We start from the raw sequence: 16569 nt of genomic DNA on the forward strand, positions 1-16569 counted from the left end.
TAGAACAAGAGTTTTCGGCTGCACCCAATATGTCCATGAACCCGACGGCACAAGTACCAATCCCCTATGGCTAAAATTATCGGCATCATCGTCGTCTTCGCAAGCGTACTCGGTGGGTACGTTCTGTCCCACGGTAAAATTGCTGCGCTGATCCAGCCCTTCGAAGTGATGATTATCGGCGGTGCGGCCTTGGGTGCATTCTTGCAGGCCAACCCCGGCTACATGACCATGCACGTGATCAAGAAGTCGCTGGGCATGTTCAGCTCGCGTTTCTCCCACACCTTCTATTTGGAAGTGCTGGGGCTGGTCTACGAGATCCTCAACAAGAGCCGCCGTGAAGGCATGATGGCCATCGAAGGCGACATTGAAGACGCCGCCGCCAGCCCGATTTTCGCCAAGTACCCGACTGTGCTCAAAGACGAGCGCATGACCGCCTACATCTGTGATTACCTGCGCATCATGTCCTCCGGCAACATGGCCCCCCATGAGCTGGAGGGCCTGTTCGACATGGAACTGTTCAGCCTCAAGGAAGAGCTGGAACACCCGTCTCACGCGGTGACCGGCGTTGCCGACGCCATGCCTGGTTTTGGTATCGTCGCGGCGGTACTCGGTATTGTGGTGACCATGGCATCTCTGGGCGAAGGCGACCAGAAGGCGATTGGCATGCACGTGGGTGCAGCCCTCGTCGGTACCTTCTTCGGTATTCTCGCGGCCTATGGTTTCTTCGGCCCGCTCGCTACCTGCCTGGCCCACGATGCCAAGGAAGAGGTCAACCTCTACGAAGCGATCAAAGCGTGCCTGGTGGCTTCGGCGTCCGGTATGCCGCCATCGCTGGCAGTGGAGTTCGGGCGCAAGGTGCTGTACCCGAAACATCGCCCAAGTTTCTCCGAGCTGGAACAAGCGGTTCGCGGTCGCTAAACCATGGAAAACAACCAGCCGATAATCATCAAGCGCGTCAAGCGCTTCGCTGCGGGGCACCACGGTGGTGCCTGGAAAATCGCCTTCGCCGACTTCGCGACGGCGATGATGGCGTTCTTTCTGGTGCTGTGGCTGATGTCTACCGCCACGCCGGAACAAAAAATCGCCATCGCCGGTTACTTCAAAGACCCGATAGGCTTTTCGGAAAGTGGTACACCCTTTGTGATTGACCTGGGCGGCTCGCCGCAGCTGGCACCCGAGCGCACCATCAACCCCGAGGTCAAGACCGAATCGCCGCAGGAAAACATCCCGATCGAGCGCGACACTGTTGAGAGCATGGCTGAGCAGGTCGAGAAAGAGCGCCTCGAGTTGTTGCTGCAGGAACTGCAGACCAAGGTTGAAGAAAACCCGCAACTGCTGAAATTCAAGGATCAGATTTCTTTCGAAATCACCCCGGAAGGTTTGCGCATCCAGATCACCGACGCCGCCAACCGGCCGATGTTCGACTCTGGCAGTGCGCGTTTGAAGCCGTACTTTGAAGACATCCTGTTGGCCATGGCCGACACGATCAAGGCGGTGCCGAACAAGATCAGCATCAGTGGCCACACCGACGCCAAGCCGTATGCGGGGCAGGGCGACTTCGGCAACTGGGAACTGTCGGCCAACCGTGCCAACGCTGCGCGGCGTGCGCTGGTGGCGGGCAGCTATCCGGACCCGCAAGTGGCGCGCGTGGTGGGTTTTGCGTCCTCGCAGCTATTCGATCCGAAGGACCCGTTCAACCCGATCAACCGTCGGATCGATATCGTGGTGCTGACCAAAAAAGCCCAGCGTGCGATCGAAGGCGATCAAGGCGCGGCCCCATCGGCACCGAACCAAGGTGCTGGGGCGCCAGGCGAAGTGCCGGCTGATCCGAACGCCATTCCACCCGGGCAGGAGCCGTTGCCGGCGCATGAGCTGCGGCAGAAACTGAACCTGTTTGATGATGGCGGGGTGAAAGATCCCACGGCGCCTGCACCGGCGCCCGGGTCGTAACCCTCATGCAAAAAGGCCGCGATGATCGCGGCCTTTTTGTCTCTGCAGTTTAGTAACTGCTCTCAGGCAAACTCGCAATAATCGAACGATAGCTGTTCATGCGCTGCTGCTGCACGCGGCCATCTTCCAGGGCCTTGAGCAGTGCACAACCCGGCTCGCGGTCGTGTTTGCAATCGCGGAAGCGGCAGGTGCCGATCAGGTCGTTGAACTCGATGAAGCCCGCTTCCACATCGCTGCGGCTGACGTGGCCGAGGCCGAATTCACGAATCCCTGGGGAGTCGATCAGTTCACCGCCGCCGGGGAAGTGGAACAGCCGTGCAGTGGTGGTGGTGTGAGTGCCCTGGCCGGACAGCTCCGACAGCGGGCCGACACGGGTGTCGACTTCCGGCAGCAGGCTGTTGACCAGCGACGACTTGCCCACGCCAGACTGGCCGACAAACACGCTGATGCGTCCGTCCAACTGCTGTTGCAGCTGTTCCATGCCGTTGCCGTGATGTGCCGAGACCTCCAGCACCGGGTAACCCAGGGTGCGATAGACCGCCAGCAACGCATTGAGCGCCGGGGCGTTCTGCTCGTCGATCAGGTCGAATTTGTTCAGCAGCAACAACGGGCGAATGCCCGCATGCTCGGCGGCGACCAAATAGCGGTCGATCAGGTTGGCATGCGGCTCTGGCAGCGGCGCGAACACGATCACGATCATGTCGACGTTGGCCGCCACCGGCTTGAGCTGGCCGCGGCTATCAGGCCGGCGCAGTTCGGTGGTACGCGGCAATTGGGCGACGATAACGCCGATGCCCTGGTTGCCGGCGCGCCAGACCACTTTGTCGCCGGTCACCAGCGCAGGCAGGTTGGCGCGCAGGTGGCAACGGGATACCTGGCCGGCGAGTTCGCCTTCGAGCGCCTCGACTTCGACCTGCACACCAAAGTGCGCGATCACCAGGCCCGTTTGTTCGGGGCCCAGGTCGCCGCCCTCGAGCGCTTCCACGGCGGAGGATTCACGTTTGGCGGCGCGAGCAGCGCGCTCACCTTGAATCTTTTCGATGCGCCAGTTTTGGCGACGATTGAGCTGGCGTTTGGCCATTGGTGTTCCGTGTCGATAATGCAAAGGTTGGGTGAAACGGTCGCGAGTCTAGCACGGCCCCGCCTGCTAAACTGCGCAGCTACGCTAAGGTGCCAAGAGAATCAAGCCATGCAAAACCCACAGAACCTGATTTGGATCGATCTGGAAATGACCGGTCTGAACCCCGACACCGACGTCATCATCGAGATGGCGACCATTGTCACCGACAGCAACCTCAACACCTTGGCCGAAGGTCCGGTGATCGCCATCCATCACAGCGATGCCGTCCTCGCCACCATGGATGAGTGGAACACCCGCACCCACGGCAACTCCGGCCTCACCCAGCGCGTACGCGACAGCCGTATCAGCATGGCTGAAGCGGAAGCCGAAACCATCGCGTTCCTGGAAAAATGGGTGCCCAAGGGCAAGTCGCCGATCTGCGGCAACAGCATCTGCCAGGACCGCCGCTTCCTTTATACGCACATGAAGGGGCTGGAAAGCTACTTCCACTACCGCAACCTGGATGTGTCCACCTTGAAAGAGCTGGCGGCACGCTGGGCGCCGGAAGTGAAGGACAGCTTCCATAAAGGCAGCACTCACTTGGCACTGGACGATATCCGCGAATCGATCGCCGAGCTGCAGCATTACCGCAAGCATTTCATCAAGGCTTGAATCTGTGGCGCCTGGCCCGGCGTCTTCGCGAGCAAGCCCGCTCCCACCTTCGACCGCATTCCAATGGACGGACGCGGTTAAATGTGGGCGCGGGCTTGCTCGCGAAGGGCGTGCCTCGGTCTTTCGCCAAGCGCCCTCTTTTGGTGCCATCAGCAAATGATTAGACTGCCGGCCTCTTTGCAAGGATCGCCATCATGTTGTTGATGCTCTACCTCATCGCCATCACCGCCGAAGCCATGACCGGCGCCCTGTCCGCGGGTCGGCGCGGCATGGACTGGTTTGGTGTGGTGCTGATCGCCTGCGTCACGGCGCTGGGCGGCGGTTCGGTGCGTGATGTGCTGTTGGGGCATTACCCGCTGACCTGGGTCAAACACCCGGAATACCTGGTGCTGACCTCGATCGCCGCGCTGGTGACGATCTTTATTGCGCCGCTGATGCGTCACCTGCGTTCGCTGTTCCTGGCACTCGATGCGGTGGGGTTGGTGGCCTTCACCCTGATTGGCTGCATGACTGCACTGGAAATGGGCCACGGCATGCTGGTGGCTTCGGTCAGCGGCGTTATTACCGGGGTGTTCGGCGGTATCCTGCGGGATATCTTCTGCAACGACATCCCGCTGATCTTCCGTCGTGAACTGTATGCCAGCGTGTCGTTCCTTGCCGCCTGGTTCTACATGCTGTGCCTGTACCTGGAACTGCCCAGCGAGCAGGCGATTTTGCTCACCTTGTTCAGCGGCTTTCTATTGCGCCTGCTGGCGATCCGTTTTCACTGGGAAATGCCCAAATTCGTCTACAACGACGACGTACACTAGCGTGTAGCGTGCTGGTTCAGCGCCCACTCCACGTGCTCGCGCACCAGGTCCGAGGGGTAGTCGCGGCGCGCCTTCAAGGCTTCGAGCACGGGAATGCTCGACGGCGCATTGCCCAGGCCCACTGCCAGGTTGCGCAGCCAGCGCTCATAACCGGCGCGACGTAGGGGCGAGCCTTCAGTGCTGGTGAGGAATTTATCCTCGTCCCACATAAACAGTTCGGCCAGTTCTGCGTTATCCAGGTTATGCCGGGGCTTGAAATCGCCCTCATCGGTAGCGCGGGCGAAACGATTCCACGGGCAAACGATCTGACAGTCATCGCAGCCGAACACGCGATTGCCGATCAGTGGGCGCAGGTCTTCCGGGATTGCGCTCTTGAGCTCGATGGTCAGGTAGGAAATGCAGCGTCGTGCGTCCAGTACGTAGGGGCCGACGAAGGCATTAGTGGGGCAGATGTCCAGGCAGGCCGTGCAGCGGCCGCAGTGCTCGCTGGTGTGAGGGGCGTCAACCGGCAGGGGCAAATCGACAAACAGTTCGCTCAAAAAGAAATAACTGCCGGCCTTGCGATTGAGTACCAGGGTGTTTTTGCCGATCCAACCCAGGCCTGCCTGTTCGGCAATGGCTTTTTCCAGCACGGGCGCGCTGTCGACAAACGCGCGAAAGCCGAACGGGCCGATCTGTGCCTGAATGCGGTCGGCCAGTTGCTGCACGCGTTTGCGGATCAGCTTGTGGTAATCGCGGCCGAGGGCGTAACGGGATATGTAGGCTTTCTCTGGCTTTGCCAGCAGTTGCGCCATTTGGGTATCGCCTGGCAGATAATCCATGCGCAGCGACACCACGCGCAGAGTGCCCGGCACCAGTTGATCGGGATGGGAGCGTTTGCTGCCATGGGCGCCCATGTATTCCATCTCGCCGTGGTAACCCGCGTCGAGCCAGCGTTGCAGGTGCTGTTCATGCTCGGCCAGGTCCAGGCCGCTGATGCCGACTTGTTGAAAGCCCAGTTCGCGGCCCCAGTCTTTGATCGATTGGGCGAGGGCGGGCAGATCGGTGGTGATGGCAGGCATGAGACAAGGGAAACCGCAGGTTAGATAGGTATAATTCTGCCAGACATCGGAGCTTGAAGACGCATGCCGCAGACAAAACACGCAATAACCGACGTACAGCCGCTGTTGCACGGCCATTTGCCGCAACTCGCTGCGCGCGCCCCGGACGCCCATAAAGGCCAATTCGGCCACCTGCTGGTCAGAGGCGGCGACCGAGGCTTTGGCGGTGCGGCACTGTTGAGTGCCGAAAGCGCCCTGCGCAGTGGCGCGGGCATGGTGTCCCTGGCGACCCGGCCTGAACACGTGCCGGCGGCACTGGCGCGCTTGCCGGAAGTCATGACCGTCGGCGTGAGTTCGGCCAACCAGTTGATGGGGTTGCTGGAAAAAATCTCAGTCATTGTCATCGGCCCCGGTCTGGGCGCGGCGTCCTGGGGTAAAAGCCTGTTGTCCGTCGCTGCTAATGCCCAGCAGCCGCAAGTCTGGGATGCCGATGCGTTGAATCAGTTGGCCACGGGCGGCGTAAGCCTTCCAGCCAACAGCGTGATTACCCCACACCCTGGCGAGGCGGCTCGGTTGATGGGCATCACGACAGTCGAGGTTCAGGCTGATCGCCTTAAGGTGGCGCGCGCGTTGAGCCAGAAATTCAATGCAGTGACTATTCTCAAGGGTGCTGGCAGTTTGATTGCTAGCCCGGACGGCCGCGTTTCACGCTGTGATCAAGGCCACCCGGCGATGGCCACCGCCGGTTTGGGTGACGTCCTGAGTGGTGTGGTGGGCGCCTTACTTGCCCAGGGCATGCCGGCTTATGAAGCCAGCTGCCTGGCCGTGTGGTTGCACGCCACAGCGGGGGATCGCCAGGGCACCTATGGTCGCGGCTTGGCTGCCAGTGACCTGATACCTGCCATTCGTCAATTGCTGGAGGAGCAGTCGCCGTGTCTGAAGTAACCCTTTTCCTGGCAGATGAAGATGCCATGGTCGCGTTCGGGAATCGCATTGCCCACGTGACGGCCGGTGCCGGGTTGATCTTCCTGGAGGGCGACTTGGGGGCCGGAAAAACCACACTGTCTCGTGGGATTATTCGTGGGTTGGGGCACGCCGGGGCGGTAAAAAGCCCTACGTTCACCTTGGTCGAACCCTATGAGATCGGTGATGTTCGCGCCTTCCACTTCGACCTCTATCGCCTGGTCGATCCTGAAGAACTGGAGTACATGGGCATCCGTGATTATTTTGACGAAGATGCGTTGTGCCTGATCGAGTGGCCAGATAAAGGCACAGGCTTTTTGCCAAAGCCGGACCTGACCATTACCATTACGCCGCATGACCACGGACGTCAGCTGAAGTTGTTGCCCCAGAGTGCGCGCGGTGAGTCGTGGTGCGCTGCTCTGGCATTGGAATTCAAATAAAATTGGTGGGGTTTGGTATGCGCTTTCGCGCGATGGTTGCTGTCGTAGGGGTGTTGCTTGCGGCAATGACTTTCAATGCTCTGGCTGCTTCACAGGTGAAAAGTGTGCGCCTGTGGCGAGCGCCGGATAACACGCGACTGGTGTTTGACCTGTCTGGCCCGGTCCAGCACAGCGTCTTTACCCTGACGGCGCCCGATCGCCTGGTGATCGACATCAATGGTGCGACCCTGGCCGCGCCGCTGAAAGTCTCCACTGCCAACACGCCGATTACGTCGATGCGCTCGGCTCAGCGTACGCCGACCGATCTGCGGGTGGTCATCGACCTGAAAAAGGCCGTGACCCCGAAAAGTTTTGTGCTGGCGCCAAACGCCCAATACGGTAACCGGCTGGTGGTCGACCTGTTCGACAACGCCGCCGATGCCGCGCCGCCGCCGGCACCAACGCCAAGTGTTGCGACCGTGCCGGCAGTGCCCGTCAACCCGTCGCAACCACAGGTCAAGCTGCCACCGCCGCCGCCTGCGCCTGCGGGCAAGCGCGACATTATCGTGGTGATCGACGCCGGCCACGGCGGTGAAGACCCGGGTGCTTCCGGCTCGCGCGGGCAGCACGAAAAAGACGTGGTACTGGCCATCGCTCGTGAATTGCAGCGTCAGGTCAATGGCATGAAAGGCTATCGCGCCGAGTTGACCCGTACCGGCGACTACTTCATTCCGTTGCGCGGCCGTACTGAAATCGCCCGCAAGAAGGGCGCAGACCTGTTTGTGTCGATCCATGCCGACGCCGCACCTTCGGCCGCCGCCTTTGGCGCCTCGGTGTTTGCCCTGTCGGACCGCGGCGCTACGTCCGAAACCGCACGGTGGCTGGCCGACAGTGAAAACCGTTCCGACTTGATCGGCGGTGCCGGTAACGTGTCCCTCGATGACAAGGATAAAATGCTCGCCGGCGTGCTGCTCGACCTGTCGATGACCGCTTCGCTGACGTCCAGCTTGAACGTCGGCCAAAAGGTGCTGAGCAATATTGGTCGCGTGACCTCGCTGCACAAACAGCGCGTGGAGCAGGCCGGGTTCATGGTGTTGAAGTCGCCGGACATTCCATCGATCCTGGTGGAAACCGGGTTTATCTCCAACGCCAACGAAGCCTCCAAGTTGGCCAGTTCGGGCCACCAACAGGCCCTGGCTCGCTCGATCAGCGCGGGTATTCGTCAGTTCTTCCAGCAGAACCCGCCACCTGGCAGCTACATCGCCTGGCTGCGTGACTCCGGGAAAATCGCCCAGGGCCCGCGAGACCATCGCGTGCAGCCGGGTGACACGCTGGCCATGCTCGCCGTGCGTTTCCAGGTTTCGGCCGCGACCTTGCGCAGCGCCAATAACCTGAAAACCGATGAGCTGAAAGTCGGTCAGGTATTGACCATTCCTGGCACTGAATTGGCGGCGCAGTAATGAGCGAATCAGTGTTGACCAGCGGTTCACGTATTGAGCTGCTCAGCCCGCGCCTTGCCAACCAGATTGCCGCGGGCGAGGTGGTTGAGCGCCCGGCGTCGGTGATCAAGGAGTTGCTGGAAAACAGTATCGACTCGGGTGCCCGGCGCATTGATGTCGACGTGGAGCAGGGCGGCGTCAAGCTGCTGCGGGTGCGCGACGACGGCAGTGGCATCTCTTCGGATGACCTGCCGCTGGCCTTGGCCCGTCACGCCACCAGCAAGATTCGCGACCTGGAAGACCTTGAGCGAGTGATGAGCCTGGGCTTTCGCGGTGAGGCATTGGCGTCCATCAGCTCCGTGGCGCGCCTGACCCTGACTTCCCGTACGCGCAACGCCGAGCAGGCGTGGCAGGTGGAAACCGAAGGCCGCGACATGGCGCCTCGGGTCCAGCCGGCGGCGCACCCGGTGGGGACGTCGGTGGAGGTGCGCGACCTGTTCTTCAACACCCCGGCGCGACGCAAATTCCTCAAGGCTGAAAAAACCGAATTCGATCACCTGCAAGAAGTCATCAAGCGTCTGGCACTGGCGCGCTTCGACGTTGCGTTCCATTTGCGCCACAACGGCAAGACCATCCTCAGTCTGCACGAAGCCAATGACGACGCCGCGCGCGCTCGGCGAGTGGCTGCGGTGTGCGGCGCGGGTTTCCTGGAACAGGCGCTACCGATTGAAATCGAACGCAACGGCTTGCGGCTGTGGGGTTGGGTTGGCTTGCCGACCTTCTCCCGTAGCCAGGCGGACTTGCAGTATTTCTTTGTGAATGGCCGTGCGGTACGCGACAAGCTGGTGGCCCACGCGGTGCGCCAGGCGTATCGCGACGTGTTGTTCAATGGTCGCCATCCGACGTTTGTACTGTTCTTTGAGGTCGACCCCTCGGTGGTCGACGTCAACGTGCACCCGACCAAACACGAAGTGCGCTTCCGCGACGGGCGCATGGTGCATGACTTCCTGTACGGCACCTTGCACCGCGCCCTGGGCGATGTGCGCCCGGATGACCAGCTGTCGGCGCCGATCGTGACGGCGGTGGTGCGACCTAGCGGGCCGGAAGCCGGTGAATTCGGGCCTCAGGGTGAAATGAGCCTGGCGGCCAACTTGCTGCAATCGACGCCGCCGGCGCCAGCTTTTACAGCGCCGGGCGCCGGGTCGGGCGCCGGTTATCAGTATCAATACACGCCGCGTCCGCAGTCGACGGTGCCGGTAGCCGAGGCCCAGGCGGCCTATCGCGAGTTCTTTGCGCCGCTGCCGGGCGCTGAGCCGGGCGCTGTCGCGTTGCCGGAGGGCGGTGGTGATATTCCGCCGCTGGGCTATGCGCTGGCCCAGCTCAAGGGCATCTACATCTTGGCGGAAAACGCCCACGGCCTGGTGCTGGTGGACATGCACGCCGCCCATGAGCGAATCATGTACGAGCGCCTGAAGATCGCCATGGCCAGTGAGGGCCTCAGCGGCCAGCCCTTGTTGGTGCCAGAATCCCTGGCAGTCAGCCAGCGCGAGGCCGACTGCGCCGAAGAGCACCACAGCGTGTTTCAGAAACTGGGCTTCGAATTGCAGCGCCTCGGCCCGGAAACGTTGGCGATCCGCCAGATTCCCGCGCTGCTCAAGCAGGCTGAGGCCAACCGTCTGGTCGCCGATGTGCTGGCTGACCTGATGGAATATGGCACCAGCGACCGCATCCAGGCACATATCAACGAACTGCTCGGTACCATGGCCTGTCATGGTGCGATCCGCGCCAACCGCCGCCTGGCCCTGCCGGAAATGAACGGTCTGCTGCGCGACATGGAAAACACCGAGCGCAGCGGCCAATGCAACCATGGCCGACCGACCTGGACCCAGATGGGCCTGGACGATCTGGACAAACTGTTCTTGCGCGGCCGTTGATGAGCGCCTTGCCCCCTGCCATCTTCCTGATGGGCCCTACGGCCGCCGGCAAGACCGACCTGGCTATCGAGCTGACCAAGGTGCTGCCGTGCGAGCTGATCAGTGTCGACTCTGCACTGGTTTACCGGGACATGGACATTGGCACTGCCAAACCGTCCAAAGCGCTGTTGGCCGAGCATCCGCACAGGCTGATCGATATCATCGACCCGTCTGAGAGCTATTCCGCAGCGGATTTCCGTACCGATGCCCTGGCCGCCATGGCTGAAATCACTGCGCGGGGCAATATTCCGCTGCTGGTGGGCGGTACGATGCTCTATTACAAGGCTTTGCAGGAAGGCCTGGCGGATATGCCGCCCGCCGACGCACAGGTGCGTGCCGAGCTCGAGGAAGCCGCTGCACGCCTTGGCTGGCAGGCCCTGCACGACCAATTGGCAGCGGTTGATCCGGTGTCCGCCGCGCGCATTCATCCCAACGACCCCCAGCGCCTCACCCGGGCCCTGGAAGTCTGGCGTGTGAGCGGCCAGACCATGACTGAACATAGGCTGAAACAAACTGCGCAAAGTGCTGAAGCAGGCGCATCTGGACAGTCACAATTGCCCTATACTGTGGCGAATCTGGCCATTGCTCCGGCAAATCGCCAGGTGCTGCATGAACGAATTGCACAAAGATTCACAATTATGTTGGAACAGGGGTTTGTGGACGAGGTCGTAGCACTGCGTTCAAGAGGCGATCTGCATGCTGGGTTGCCTTCGATACGTGCTGTTGGCTATCGCCAAGTCTGGGATCATCTGGACGGCAAGCTGACGTCAGCCGAAATGCAGGAGCGCGGCATCATTGCCACGCGCCAATTGGCGAAGCGCCAGTTCACCTGGCTGCGCAGCTGGAGCGATTTGCACTGGTTGGACAGCCTGGACAGCGACAATCTGTCACGCGCCTTGAAATACTTGGGAACGGTCTCCATATTGAGCTGAGTCCTTGCAATTGCCGTCTATCCTTGGGGGTGTGACGGCCATAAGCTATCTATTTTCCGAATTTTATTATTGATCCTTAAAGGAGTGCGGCACATGTCAAAAGGGCATTCGCTACAAGACCCTTACTTGAATACTTTACGTAAAGAGAAAGTTGGGGTTTCCATCTATCTGGTCAACGGTATCAAGTTGCAAGGCACGATCGAGTCGTTCGACCAGTTCGTGATCCTGCTGAAAAACACCGTCAGCCAGATGGTTTACAAGCACGCTATCTCGACAGTCGTTCCAGTCCGTCCTATCCGTCTGCCTAGCGCAGCGGGTGACGAACAGGGTGACGCTGAGCCAGGTAACGCCTGATAGGAGTCTCCTTTGTTCTTTGAGCGCCACGGTGGTGGTGAGCGAGTAATCCTCGTTCACTTGGATGGACAGGACCCTGAGGCGCGCGAAGATCCGCAGGAGTTTCAGGAGTTGGCAAATTCGGCCGGCGCCGAGACCGTTGCGTTTTTTAACGTACCGCGTCATCGGCCAACCGCCAAATACCTGATCGGCAGCGGCAAGGTCGAGGAACTACGCGATCTGGTCCATGCTGAAGAAGCCGATCTGGTGATCTTCAATCACACCCTCACGCCCAGTCAGGAACGTAACCTCGAACGTGTTTTCGAGTGTCGCGTGATCGACCGCACCGGTCTGATTCTCGATATTTTCGCCCAGCGCGCCCGTACCCATGAAGGCAAGCTCCAGGTAGAACTGGCCCAGCTTGACCACATGAGCACCCGCCTGGTTCGTGGCTGGACTCACCTTGAGCGTCAAGGTGGCGGTATCGGCATGCGTGGCCCGGGTGAAACCCAGTTGGAAACCGACCGCCGTCTGCTGCGGGTGCGCCTGCGCCAGATCAAGGGGCGCCTCGAAAAGGTCCGTAGCCAGCGCGAGCAGTCGCGACGCGGTCGGATGCGTGCGGATATCCCTACCGTTTCCCTGGTGGGCTATACCAACGCCGGCAAATCCACACTGTTCAATAACGTGACGAAATCGGACGTGTACGCGGCCGACCAACTCTTCGCCACGCTTGATCCGACCTTGCGCCGTCTGGAACTGGACGACCTGGGGCCGATTGTCCTGGCCGACACCGTGGGTTTCATTCGTCACTTGCCCCACAAGCTGGTTGAGGCGTTTCGGTCTACGCTCGAAGAGTCGAGCAACTCCGATCTGCTGCTGCACGTGATCGATGCGGCCGAACCGGATCGCATGTTGCAGATTGAGCAGGTGATGGTGGTGCTGGGCGAGATTGGTGCACAGGACTTGCCGATCCTCGAGGTCTATAACAAACTCGATTTGCTTGAAGGCGTTGAGCCACAAATCCAGCGCGATGAGAACGGCAAGCCCCAGCGGGTATGGTTGTCGGCGCGCGATGGCAGTGGCCTGGAGTTGCTCGAACAGGCCATTGCCGAGTTGCTGGGCAGCGATTTGTTTGTCGGCACCTTGCGCTTGCCTCAGCGTTTTGCTCGACTGCGTGCACAGTTTTTTGAGTTGGGCGCGGTACAGAAAGAAGAATACGACGAAGAAGGTGTCAGCTTGCTGGCCGTTCGATTGCCGCGTTCGGAGCTGAATCGGCTGGTCAGTCGTGAAGGTGTGGTACCGGCCGAGTTCATCGAACAACACACTTTGCAATAAAAGCCTCCTAAAGCGGTTGTGCCGCAGTAGCAGGCATTCTGTAGCATTGGTCGGCGCGCCGTGGGTGCGTCTTTGCTTTATCAGATGGAGAGCGCTATGGCTTGGAATGAGCCGGGTGGCAACTCGAATAATCAGGATCCTTGGGGTGGTAAGCGCCGCAATAATGGCGACCGCAAGGGGCCACCAGATCTCGACGAGGCCTTCCGAAAGCTGCAGGAAAGCCTGAATGGGTTGTTCGGTGGTGGAAAAAAACGCGGTGGTGACGAAGGCGGTCGTACAAGCAAGGGCGGCGGCTATGGCCTGCTGGGCCTGGGTCTTGTCGTGCTGGCTGCCGTCTGGCTGTACAGCGCCGTGTACGTGGTGGACGAGCAGGAGCAAGCCGTGGTGCTGCGCTTCGGCAAGTACTACGAGACGGTCGGGCCAGGCCTGAACATCTATTTCCCGCCGATCGACAAGAAGTACATGGAGAACGTCACGCGTGAGCGTGCCTACACCAAGCAGGGCCAGATGCTGACCGAAGACGAGAACATCGTCGAAGTGCCGCTGACCGTGCAGTACAAGATCAGCAACCTGCAGGACTTCGTGCTGAACGTTGATCAGCCTGAAATCAGCCTGCAACACGCAACCGAAAGCGCCCTGCGCCACGTGGTGGGTTCCACCGCCATGGACCAGGTGCTGACCGAAGGTCGTGAGTTGATGGCCAGCGAAATCAAGGAGCGTCTGCAACGCTTCCTCGATACCTATCGCACCGGTATCACGGTCACCCAGGTGAACGTACAAAGCGCAGCTGCACCGCGCGAAGTACAGGAAGCCTTTGACGACGTGATCCGCGCCCGTGAAGACGAGCAGCGTTCGCGTAACCAGGCTGAAACCTATGCCAACGGCGTCGTGCCGGAAGCGCGTGGTCAGGCCCAGCGTATCCTTGAGGATGCAAACGGTTACCGCGATGAAGTGGTTTCGCGTGCCAAGGGTGAGGCGGATCGCTTTACCAAGCTGGTCGCCGAGTACCGCAAGGCGCCGGAAGTCACGCGTGAGCGTCTGTACCTGGACACCATGCAGGAAGTTTTCAGCAACACCAGCAAGGTTCTCGTGACCGGCAGCAAAGGTGGGCAGAACAACCTGCTGTACCTGCCGCTGGACAAGATGATCGAAGGTGGTCGTAGCAGCACCAGCGCGCCGTCCACCGGTTCGAACGCTGCTGCCAACGAAGCGAGCGCCCGTGCGGCCGCTGACTTGCTGCAACAGCAAACACGTACCAGGGAGAGTCGTTGATGAGCAATAAATCGCTGACCGCCCTGATTGTGGGCGTCGTCGTGGTCATCGCTGCCTGGAACTGCTTCTACATCGTGTCTCAGACCGAGCGCGCGGTGTTGCTGCAATTCGGTCGTGTGGTCCAGGCGGATGTCCAGCCGGGCCTGCATGTGAAAGTCCCCTACGTGAACCAGGTGCGCAAGTTTGATGGCCGCCTGATGACCCTGGATGCACCGACACAGCGCTTCCTGACCCTGGAAAAGAAAGCCGTGATGGTTGACGCCTACGCCAAGTGGCGCGTCAAGGATGCCGAGCGTTTCTACACGGCGACTTCCGGCCTCAAGCAGATTGCCGACGAGCGCTTGTCGCGCCGTCTGGAATCGGGCCTGCGTGACCAGTTTGGTAAACGCACCCTGCACGAGGTGGTATCCGGTGAACGTGATGCGCTGATGGCTGACATCACACGCTCGTTGAAAGCTATGGCTGAGAAAGAGCTGGGCATCGAAGTGATCGATGTTCGCGTCAAGGCGATCGACCTTCCGAAGGAAGTGAACCGCAGCGTGTTCGAGCGTATGAGCACCGAGCGTGAGCGTGAAGCCCGTGAGCATCGCGCCAAGGGTAACGAGTTGGCTGAAGGTATCCGTGCGGATGCCGACCGTCAGCGTCGTGTACTGCTGGCGGAAGCCTATCGCGAGTCTGAAGAGGCCCGTGGTGATGGTGACGCTCAAGCCGCGGCGATCTACGCCAAGGCGTACGGCCAGGACCAGGAGTTTTATGCGTTCTATCGCAGCCTGCGCGCCTACCGTGAAAGCTTCGCGAACAAAACCGACGTCATGGTGCTGGACCCAAGCAGCGACTTCTTCCGCTACCTGGAAAAGTCCAAGTAATCAGCCTGTGACTCTGTAGGAAGCACTCCGTCGGGCGGCTAAAACGCCTGGCGGGGTGATCCTTTCAGAAAACGGGTGTATGATGCGGCAGCCGGGAAATTCCCGGCTTTTTTGCGTCTGCATGTTTGATTGTTGCTGGTTGCGCAGACGCCACAGGTTTTTCGAGGAAAGTGCCCGACGAGGCCGTTTGCAGGCCGTTCGTCACGTCGTTCTTGCGCGTTGTTTATGCAGGCGCCGGGTATTTTCTGCTTCACTCAAGGCTCGGCCGAGGGCTGGCCGCCCGGATCATAGGGGAATGGCGTAATGGCAACGGTAGACCGCTGGCTGCTGCCAGATGGCATCGAAGAAGTACTGCCACCAGAAGCTGCGCGCATTGAAGTAGCGCGTCGCCAGGTGTTGGATCTGTTCCAGAGCTGGGGTTACGAGTTTGTCGTGACTCCCCATATTGAGTACCTGGAATCCCTGCTGACCGGCGCGGGCCAGGACCTGGATCTGCGCACCTTTAAGGTCATCGACCCGCAATCGGGTCGGCAAATGGGCTTCCGGGCTGACATCACGCCGCAAGTGGCGCGTATTGATGCACATACCCTGCGCCGCGAAGGCCCAAGCCGTCTGTGCTACGCCGGCAGCGTGCTGCACGCGCAGCCGCGAGCCTTGTCGTCTTCCCGTAGCCCGATTCAGCTGGGCGCCGAGTTGTACGGTGATGCCAGCCCGAGCAGCGACGTTGAAGTGATCAGCTTGATGTTGGCCATGCTGCAACTGGCAGATGTGCCGGATGTGCACATGGACCTGGGTCACGTCGGTATCTACCGTGGCCTGGCCCGTGCGGCCGGCTTGTCAGGTGAAGTTGAGCAGCAGTTGTTCGATGCCCTGCAACGCAAGGCTATCGATGAAGTGGTTGCCCTCACCGAGGGTGTGCCTGCTGACCTCGCCGGCATGCTGCGCGCGCTGGTTGATCTGTGTGGTGGCCGTGAAGTGCTGGTGGCTGCACGTGAGCGCCTGGCCAATGCGCCGGCGCCAGTGCTGGCGGCGCTGGATGACGTGCTGGCGATTGCCGAGCGCTTGTCGGCGCGGTTCCCGCAGTTGCCGCTGTATTTTGACCTGGGTGAGTTGCGCGGCTACCACTACCACACCGGTGTGGTGTTCGCAGTGTTTGTGCCGGGTGTTGGCCAGGCCATCGCCCAAGGCGGTCGTTATGACGATATCGGCGCCGACTTCGGTCGTGCGCGTCCGGCGACTGGCTTTTCCACCGATTTGAAAACCCTGGTGACCCTGGGGCGTGCTGAGGTCGAGCTGCCGTCTGGTGGCATCTGGATGCCCGACAGTACGGACGCAGCACTCTGGCAGCAGGTTTGCCAGTTGCGCAGTGAGGGTCAGCGTGTTGTCCAGGCTTTGCCTGGGCAGCCATTGGCCGCCGCCCGTGAAGCGGACTGCGACCGGCAATTGATTCTGCAGAACGGGCTTTGGCAAGTATCGCCACTGGCTTCTTGAGTTTTCCTGCCGGCC

Annotated in this window: 16 protein-coding genes; 14 read left to right on the top strand and 2 right to left on the bottom strand. The window is 60.6% G+C overall.

Annotated features, from left to right (window positions below):
- Positions 1-66 precede the first annotated feature (66 nt).
- Together motA and motB are read left to right on the top strand one after the other, a co-directional pair.
- Positions 67-918 carry a flagellar motor stator protein MotA gene (gene motA, locus A7D21_RS01080; RefSeq protein ID WP_069550891.1) on the top strand — a complete coding sequence of 284 codons (852 nt, stop codon included), beginning with the start codon at positions 67-69 and terminating at the stop codon, positions 916-918.
- Positions 919-921: 3 nt separating this feature from the next.
- Complete coding sequence (motB, locus tag A7D21_RS01085) at positions 922-1950, top strand: flagellar motor protein MotB (protein ID WP_053254042.1); 1029 nt, start codon at positions 922-924, stop codon at positions 1948-1950.
- Positions 1951-1999: 49 nt separating this feature from the next.
- Here the strand turns inward: motB and rsgA are convergent, their stop codons facing one another.
- Positions 2000-3031 carry a small ribosomal subunit biogenesis GTPase RsgA gene (gene rsgA, locus A7D21_RS01090; RefSeq protein WP_032890468.1) on the bottom strand — a complete coding sequence of 344 codons (1032 nt, stop codon included), beginning with the start codon at positions 3029-3031 and terminating at the stop codon, positions 2000-2002.
- Between the two features lie 108 nt (positions 3032-3139).
- Here rsgA and orn point away from each other — a divergent pair, with 108 nt between their 5' ends.
- On the top strand, positions 3140-3682 hold the full coding sequence (orn, locus tag A7D21_RS01095; protein ID WP_003171343.1) for an oligoribonuclease: 543 nt from the start codon (positions 3140-3142) through the stop codon (positions 3680-3682).
- Positions 3683-3873: 191 nt separating this feature from the next.
- Positions 3874-4491 (top strand): trimeric intracellular cation channel family protein, encoded by a 618-nt coding sequence (locus A7D21_RS01100; protein ID WP_169875734.1) that lies wholly within the window; start codon positions 3874-3876, stop codon positions 4489-4491.
- Here A7D21_RS01100 and queG read toward each other — a convergent pair.
- Positions 4488-5552, bottom strand: coding sequence for a tRNA epoxyqueuosine(34) reductase QueG (gene queG, locus A7D21_RS01105; protein WP_053254044.1), 1065 nt, complete (start codon positions 5550-5552; stop codon positions 4488-4490). The two genes, A7D21_RS01100 and queG, sit on opposite strands and share 4 nt — an antisense overlap.
- 63 nt (positions 5553-5615) lie before the next feature.
- Here queG and A7D21_RS01110 point away from each other — a divergent pair, with 63 nt between their 5' ends.
- From A7D21_RS01110 to A7D21_RS01155, 10 genes are all read left to right on the top strand, one after another.
- The gene (locus A7D21_RS01110; RefSeq protein ID WP_069550892.1) at positions 5616-6476 is read left to right on the top strand and encodes an NAD(P)H-hydrate dehydratase; all 861 of its coding nucleotides are present in this window, start codon (positions 5616-5618) and stop codon (positions 6474-6476) included.
- Positions 6464-6934, top strand: coding sequence for a tRNA (adenosine(37)-N6)-threonylcarbamoyltransferase complex ATPase subunit type 1 TsaE (tsaE, locus tag A7D21_RS01115; RefSeq protein ID WP_053254046.1), 471 nt, complete (start codon positions 6464-6466; stop codon positions 6932-6934). The genes A7D21_RS01110 and tsaE overlap by 13 nt, the downstream gene beginning before the upstream one ends.
- A 17-nt stretch (positions 6935-6951) precedes the next feature.
- Complete coding sequence (locus A7D21_RS01120; RefSeq protein ID WP_053254047.1) at positions 6952-8373, top strand: N-acetylmuramoyl-L-alanine amidase; 1422 nt, start codon at positions 6952-6954, stop codon at positions 8371-8373.
- Entirely contained in the window at positions 8373-10286 is a 1914-nt protein-coding gene (gene mutL, locus A7D21_RS01125) for a DNA mismatch repair endonuclease MutL (RefSeq protein WP_053254048.1), read from the top strand. Before A7D21_RS01120 ends, mutL begins: the two co-directional genes overlap by 1 nt.
- Positions 10286-11257: a tRNA (adenosine(37)-N6)-dimethylallyltransferase MiaA gene (miaA, locus tag A7D21_RS01130; protein ID WP_053254049.1), complete on the top strand. Its 972-nt coding sequence runs from the start codon at positions 10286-10288 to the stop codon at positions 11255-11257. Before mutL ends, miaA begins: the two co-directional genes overlap by 1 nt.
- 93 nt (positions 11258-11350) lie before the next feature.
- On the top strand, positions 11351-11611 hold the full coding sequence (gene hfq / locus A7D21_RS01135) for an RNA chaperone Hfq (protein ID WP_003188059.1): 261 nt from the start codon (positions 11351-11353) through the stop codon (positions 11609-11611).
- Between the two features lie 12 nt (positions 11612-11623).
- Complete coding sequence (hflX, locus tag A7D21_RS01140) at positions 11624-12925, top strand: ribosome rescue GTPase HflX (protein ID WP_069550893.1); 1302 nt, start codon at positions 11624-11626, stop codon at positions 12923-12925.
- Between the two features lie 96 nt (positions 12926-13021).
- Positions 13022-14197: an FtsH protease activity modulator HflK gene (gene hflK / locus A7D21_RS01145; protein WP_012721916.1), complete on the top strand. Its 1176-nt coding sequence runs from the start codon at positions 13022-13024 to the stop codon at positions 14195-14197.
- A complete protein-coding gene (gene hflC / locus A7D21_RS01150; protein ID WP_069550894.1) occupies positions 14197-15063 on the top strand; it encodes a protease modulator HflC in 867 nt (288 codons plus the stop codon). Before hflK ends, hflC begins: the two co-directional genes overlap by 1 nt.
- 303 nt (positions 15064-15366) lie before the next feature.
- Positions 15367-16554: an ATP phosphoribosyltransferase regulatory subunit gene (locus A7D21_RS01155; RefSeq protein WP_053254052.1), complete on the top strand. Its 1188-nt coding sequence runs from the start codon at positions 15367-15369 to the stop codon at positions 16552-16554.
- Positions 16555-16569 lie beyond the last annotated feature (15 nt).

The sequence above is a fragment of the Pseudomonas sp. AP19 genome, assembly GCF_001728855.1.
Lineage (GTDB): Bacteria > Pseudomonadota > Gammaproteobacteria > Pseudomonadales > Pseudomonadaceae > Aquipseudomonas > Aquipseudomonas fluorescens.

What these genes read in the sequence shown, in the direction of transcription:
- motA (WP_069550891.1), top strand. Translation starts at nt 67, where the DNA reads ATGGCTAAAATTATCGGCATCATCGTCGTCTTCGCAAGCGTACTCGGT.
- motB (WP_053254042.1), top strand. Translation starts at nt 922, where the DNA reads ATGGAAAACAACCAGCCGATAATCATCAAGCGCGTCAAGCGCTTCGCT.
- rsgA (WP_032890468.1), bottom strand. Translation starts at nt 3,031, where the DNA reads ATGGCCAAACGCCAGCTCAATCGTCGCCAAAACTGGCGCATCGAAAAG.
- orn (WP_003171343.1), top strand. Translation starts at nt 3,140, where the DNA reads ATGCAAAACCCACAGAACCTGATTTGGATCGATCTGGAAATGACCGGT.
- queG (WP_053254044.1), bottom strand. Translation starts at nt 5,552, where the DNA reads ATGCCTGCCATCACCACCGATCTGCCCGCCCTCGCCCAATCGATCAAA.
- A7D21_RS01110 (WP_069550892.1), top strand. Translation starts at nt 5,616, where the DNA reads ATGCCGCAGACAAAACACGCAATAACCGACGTACAGCCGCTGTTGCAC.
- A7D21_RS01120 (WP_053254047.1), top strand. Translation starts at nt 6,952, where the DNA reads ATGCGCTTTCGCGCGATGGTTGCTGTCGTAGGGGTGTTGCTTGCGGCA.
- mutL (WP_053254048.1), top strand. Translation starts at nt 8,373, where the DNA reads ATGAGCGAATCAGTGTTGACCAGCGGTTCACGTATTGAGCTGCTCAGC.
- miaA (WP_053254049.1), top strand. Translation starts at nt 10,286, where the DNA reads ATGAGCGCCTTGCCCCCTGCCATCTTCCTGATGGGCCCTACGGCCGCC.
- hfq (WP_003188059.1), top strand. Translation starts at nt 11,351, where the DNA reads ATGTCAAAAGGGCATTCGCTACAAGACCCTTACTTGAATACTTTACGT.
- hflK (WP_012721916.1), top strand. Translation starts at nt 13,022, where the DNA reads ATGGCTTGGAATGAGCCGGGTGGCAACTCGAATAATCAGGATCCTTGG.
- hflC (WP_069550894.1), top strand. Translation starts at nt 14,197, where the DNA reads ATGAGCAATAAATCGCTGACCGCCCTGATTGTGGGCGTCGTCGTGGTC.
- A7D21_RS01155 (WP_053254052.1), top strand. Translation starts at nt 15,367, where the DNA reads ATGGCAACGGTAGACCGCTGGCTGCTGCCAGATGGCATCGAAGAAGTA.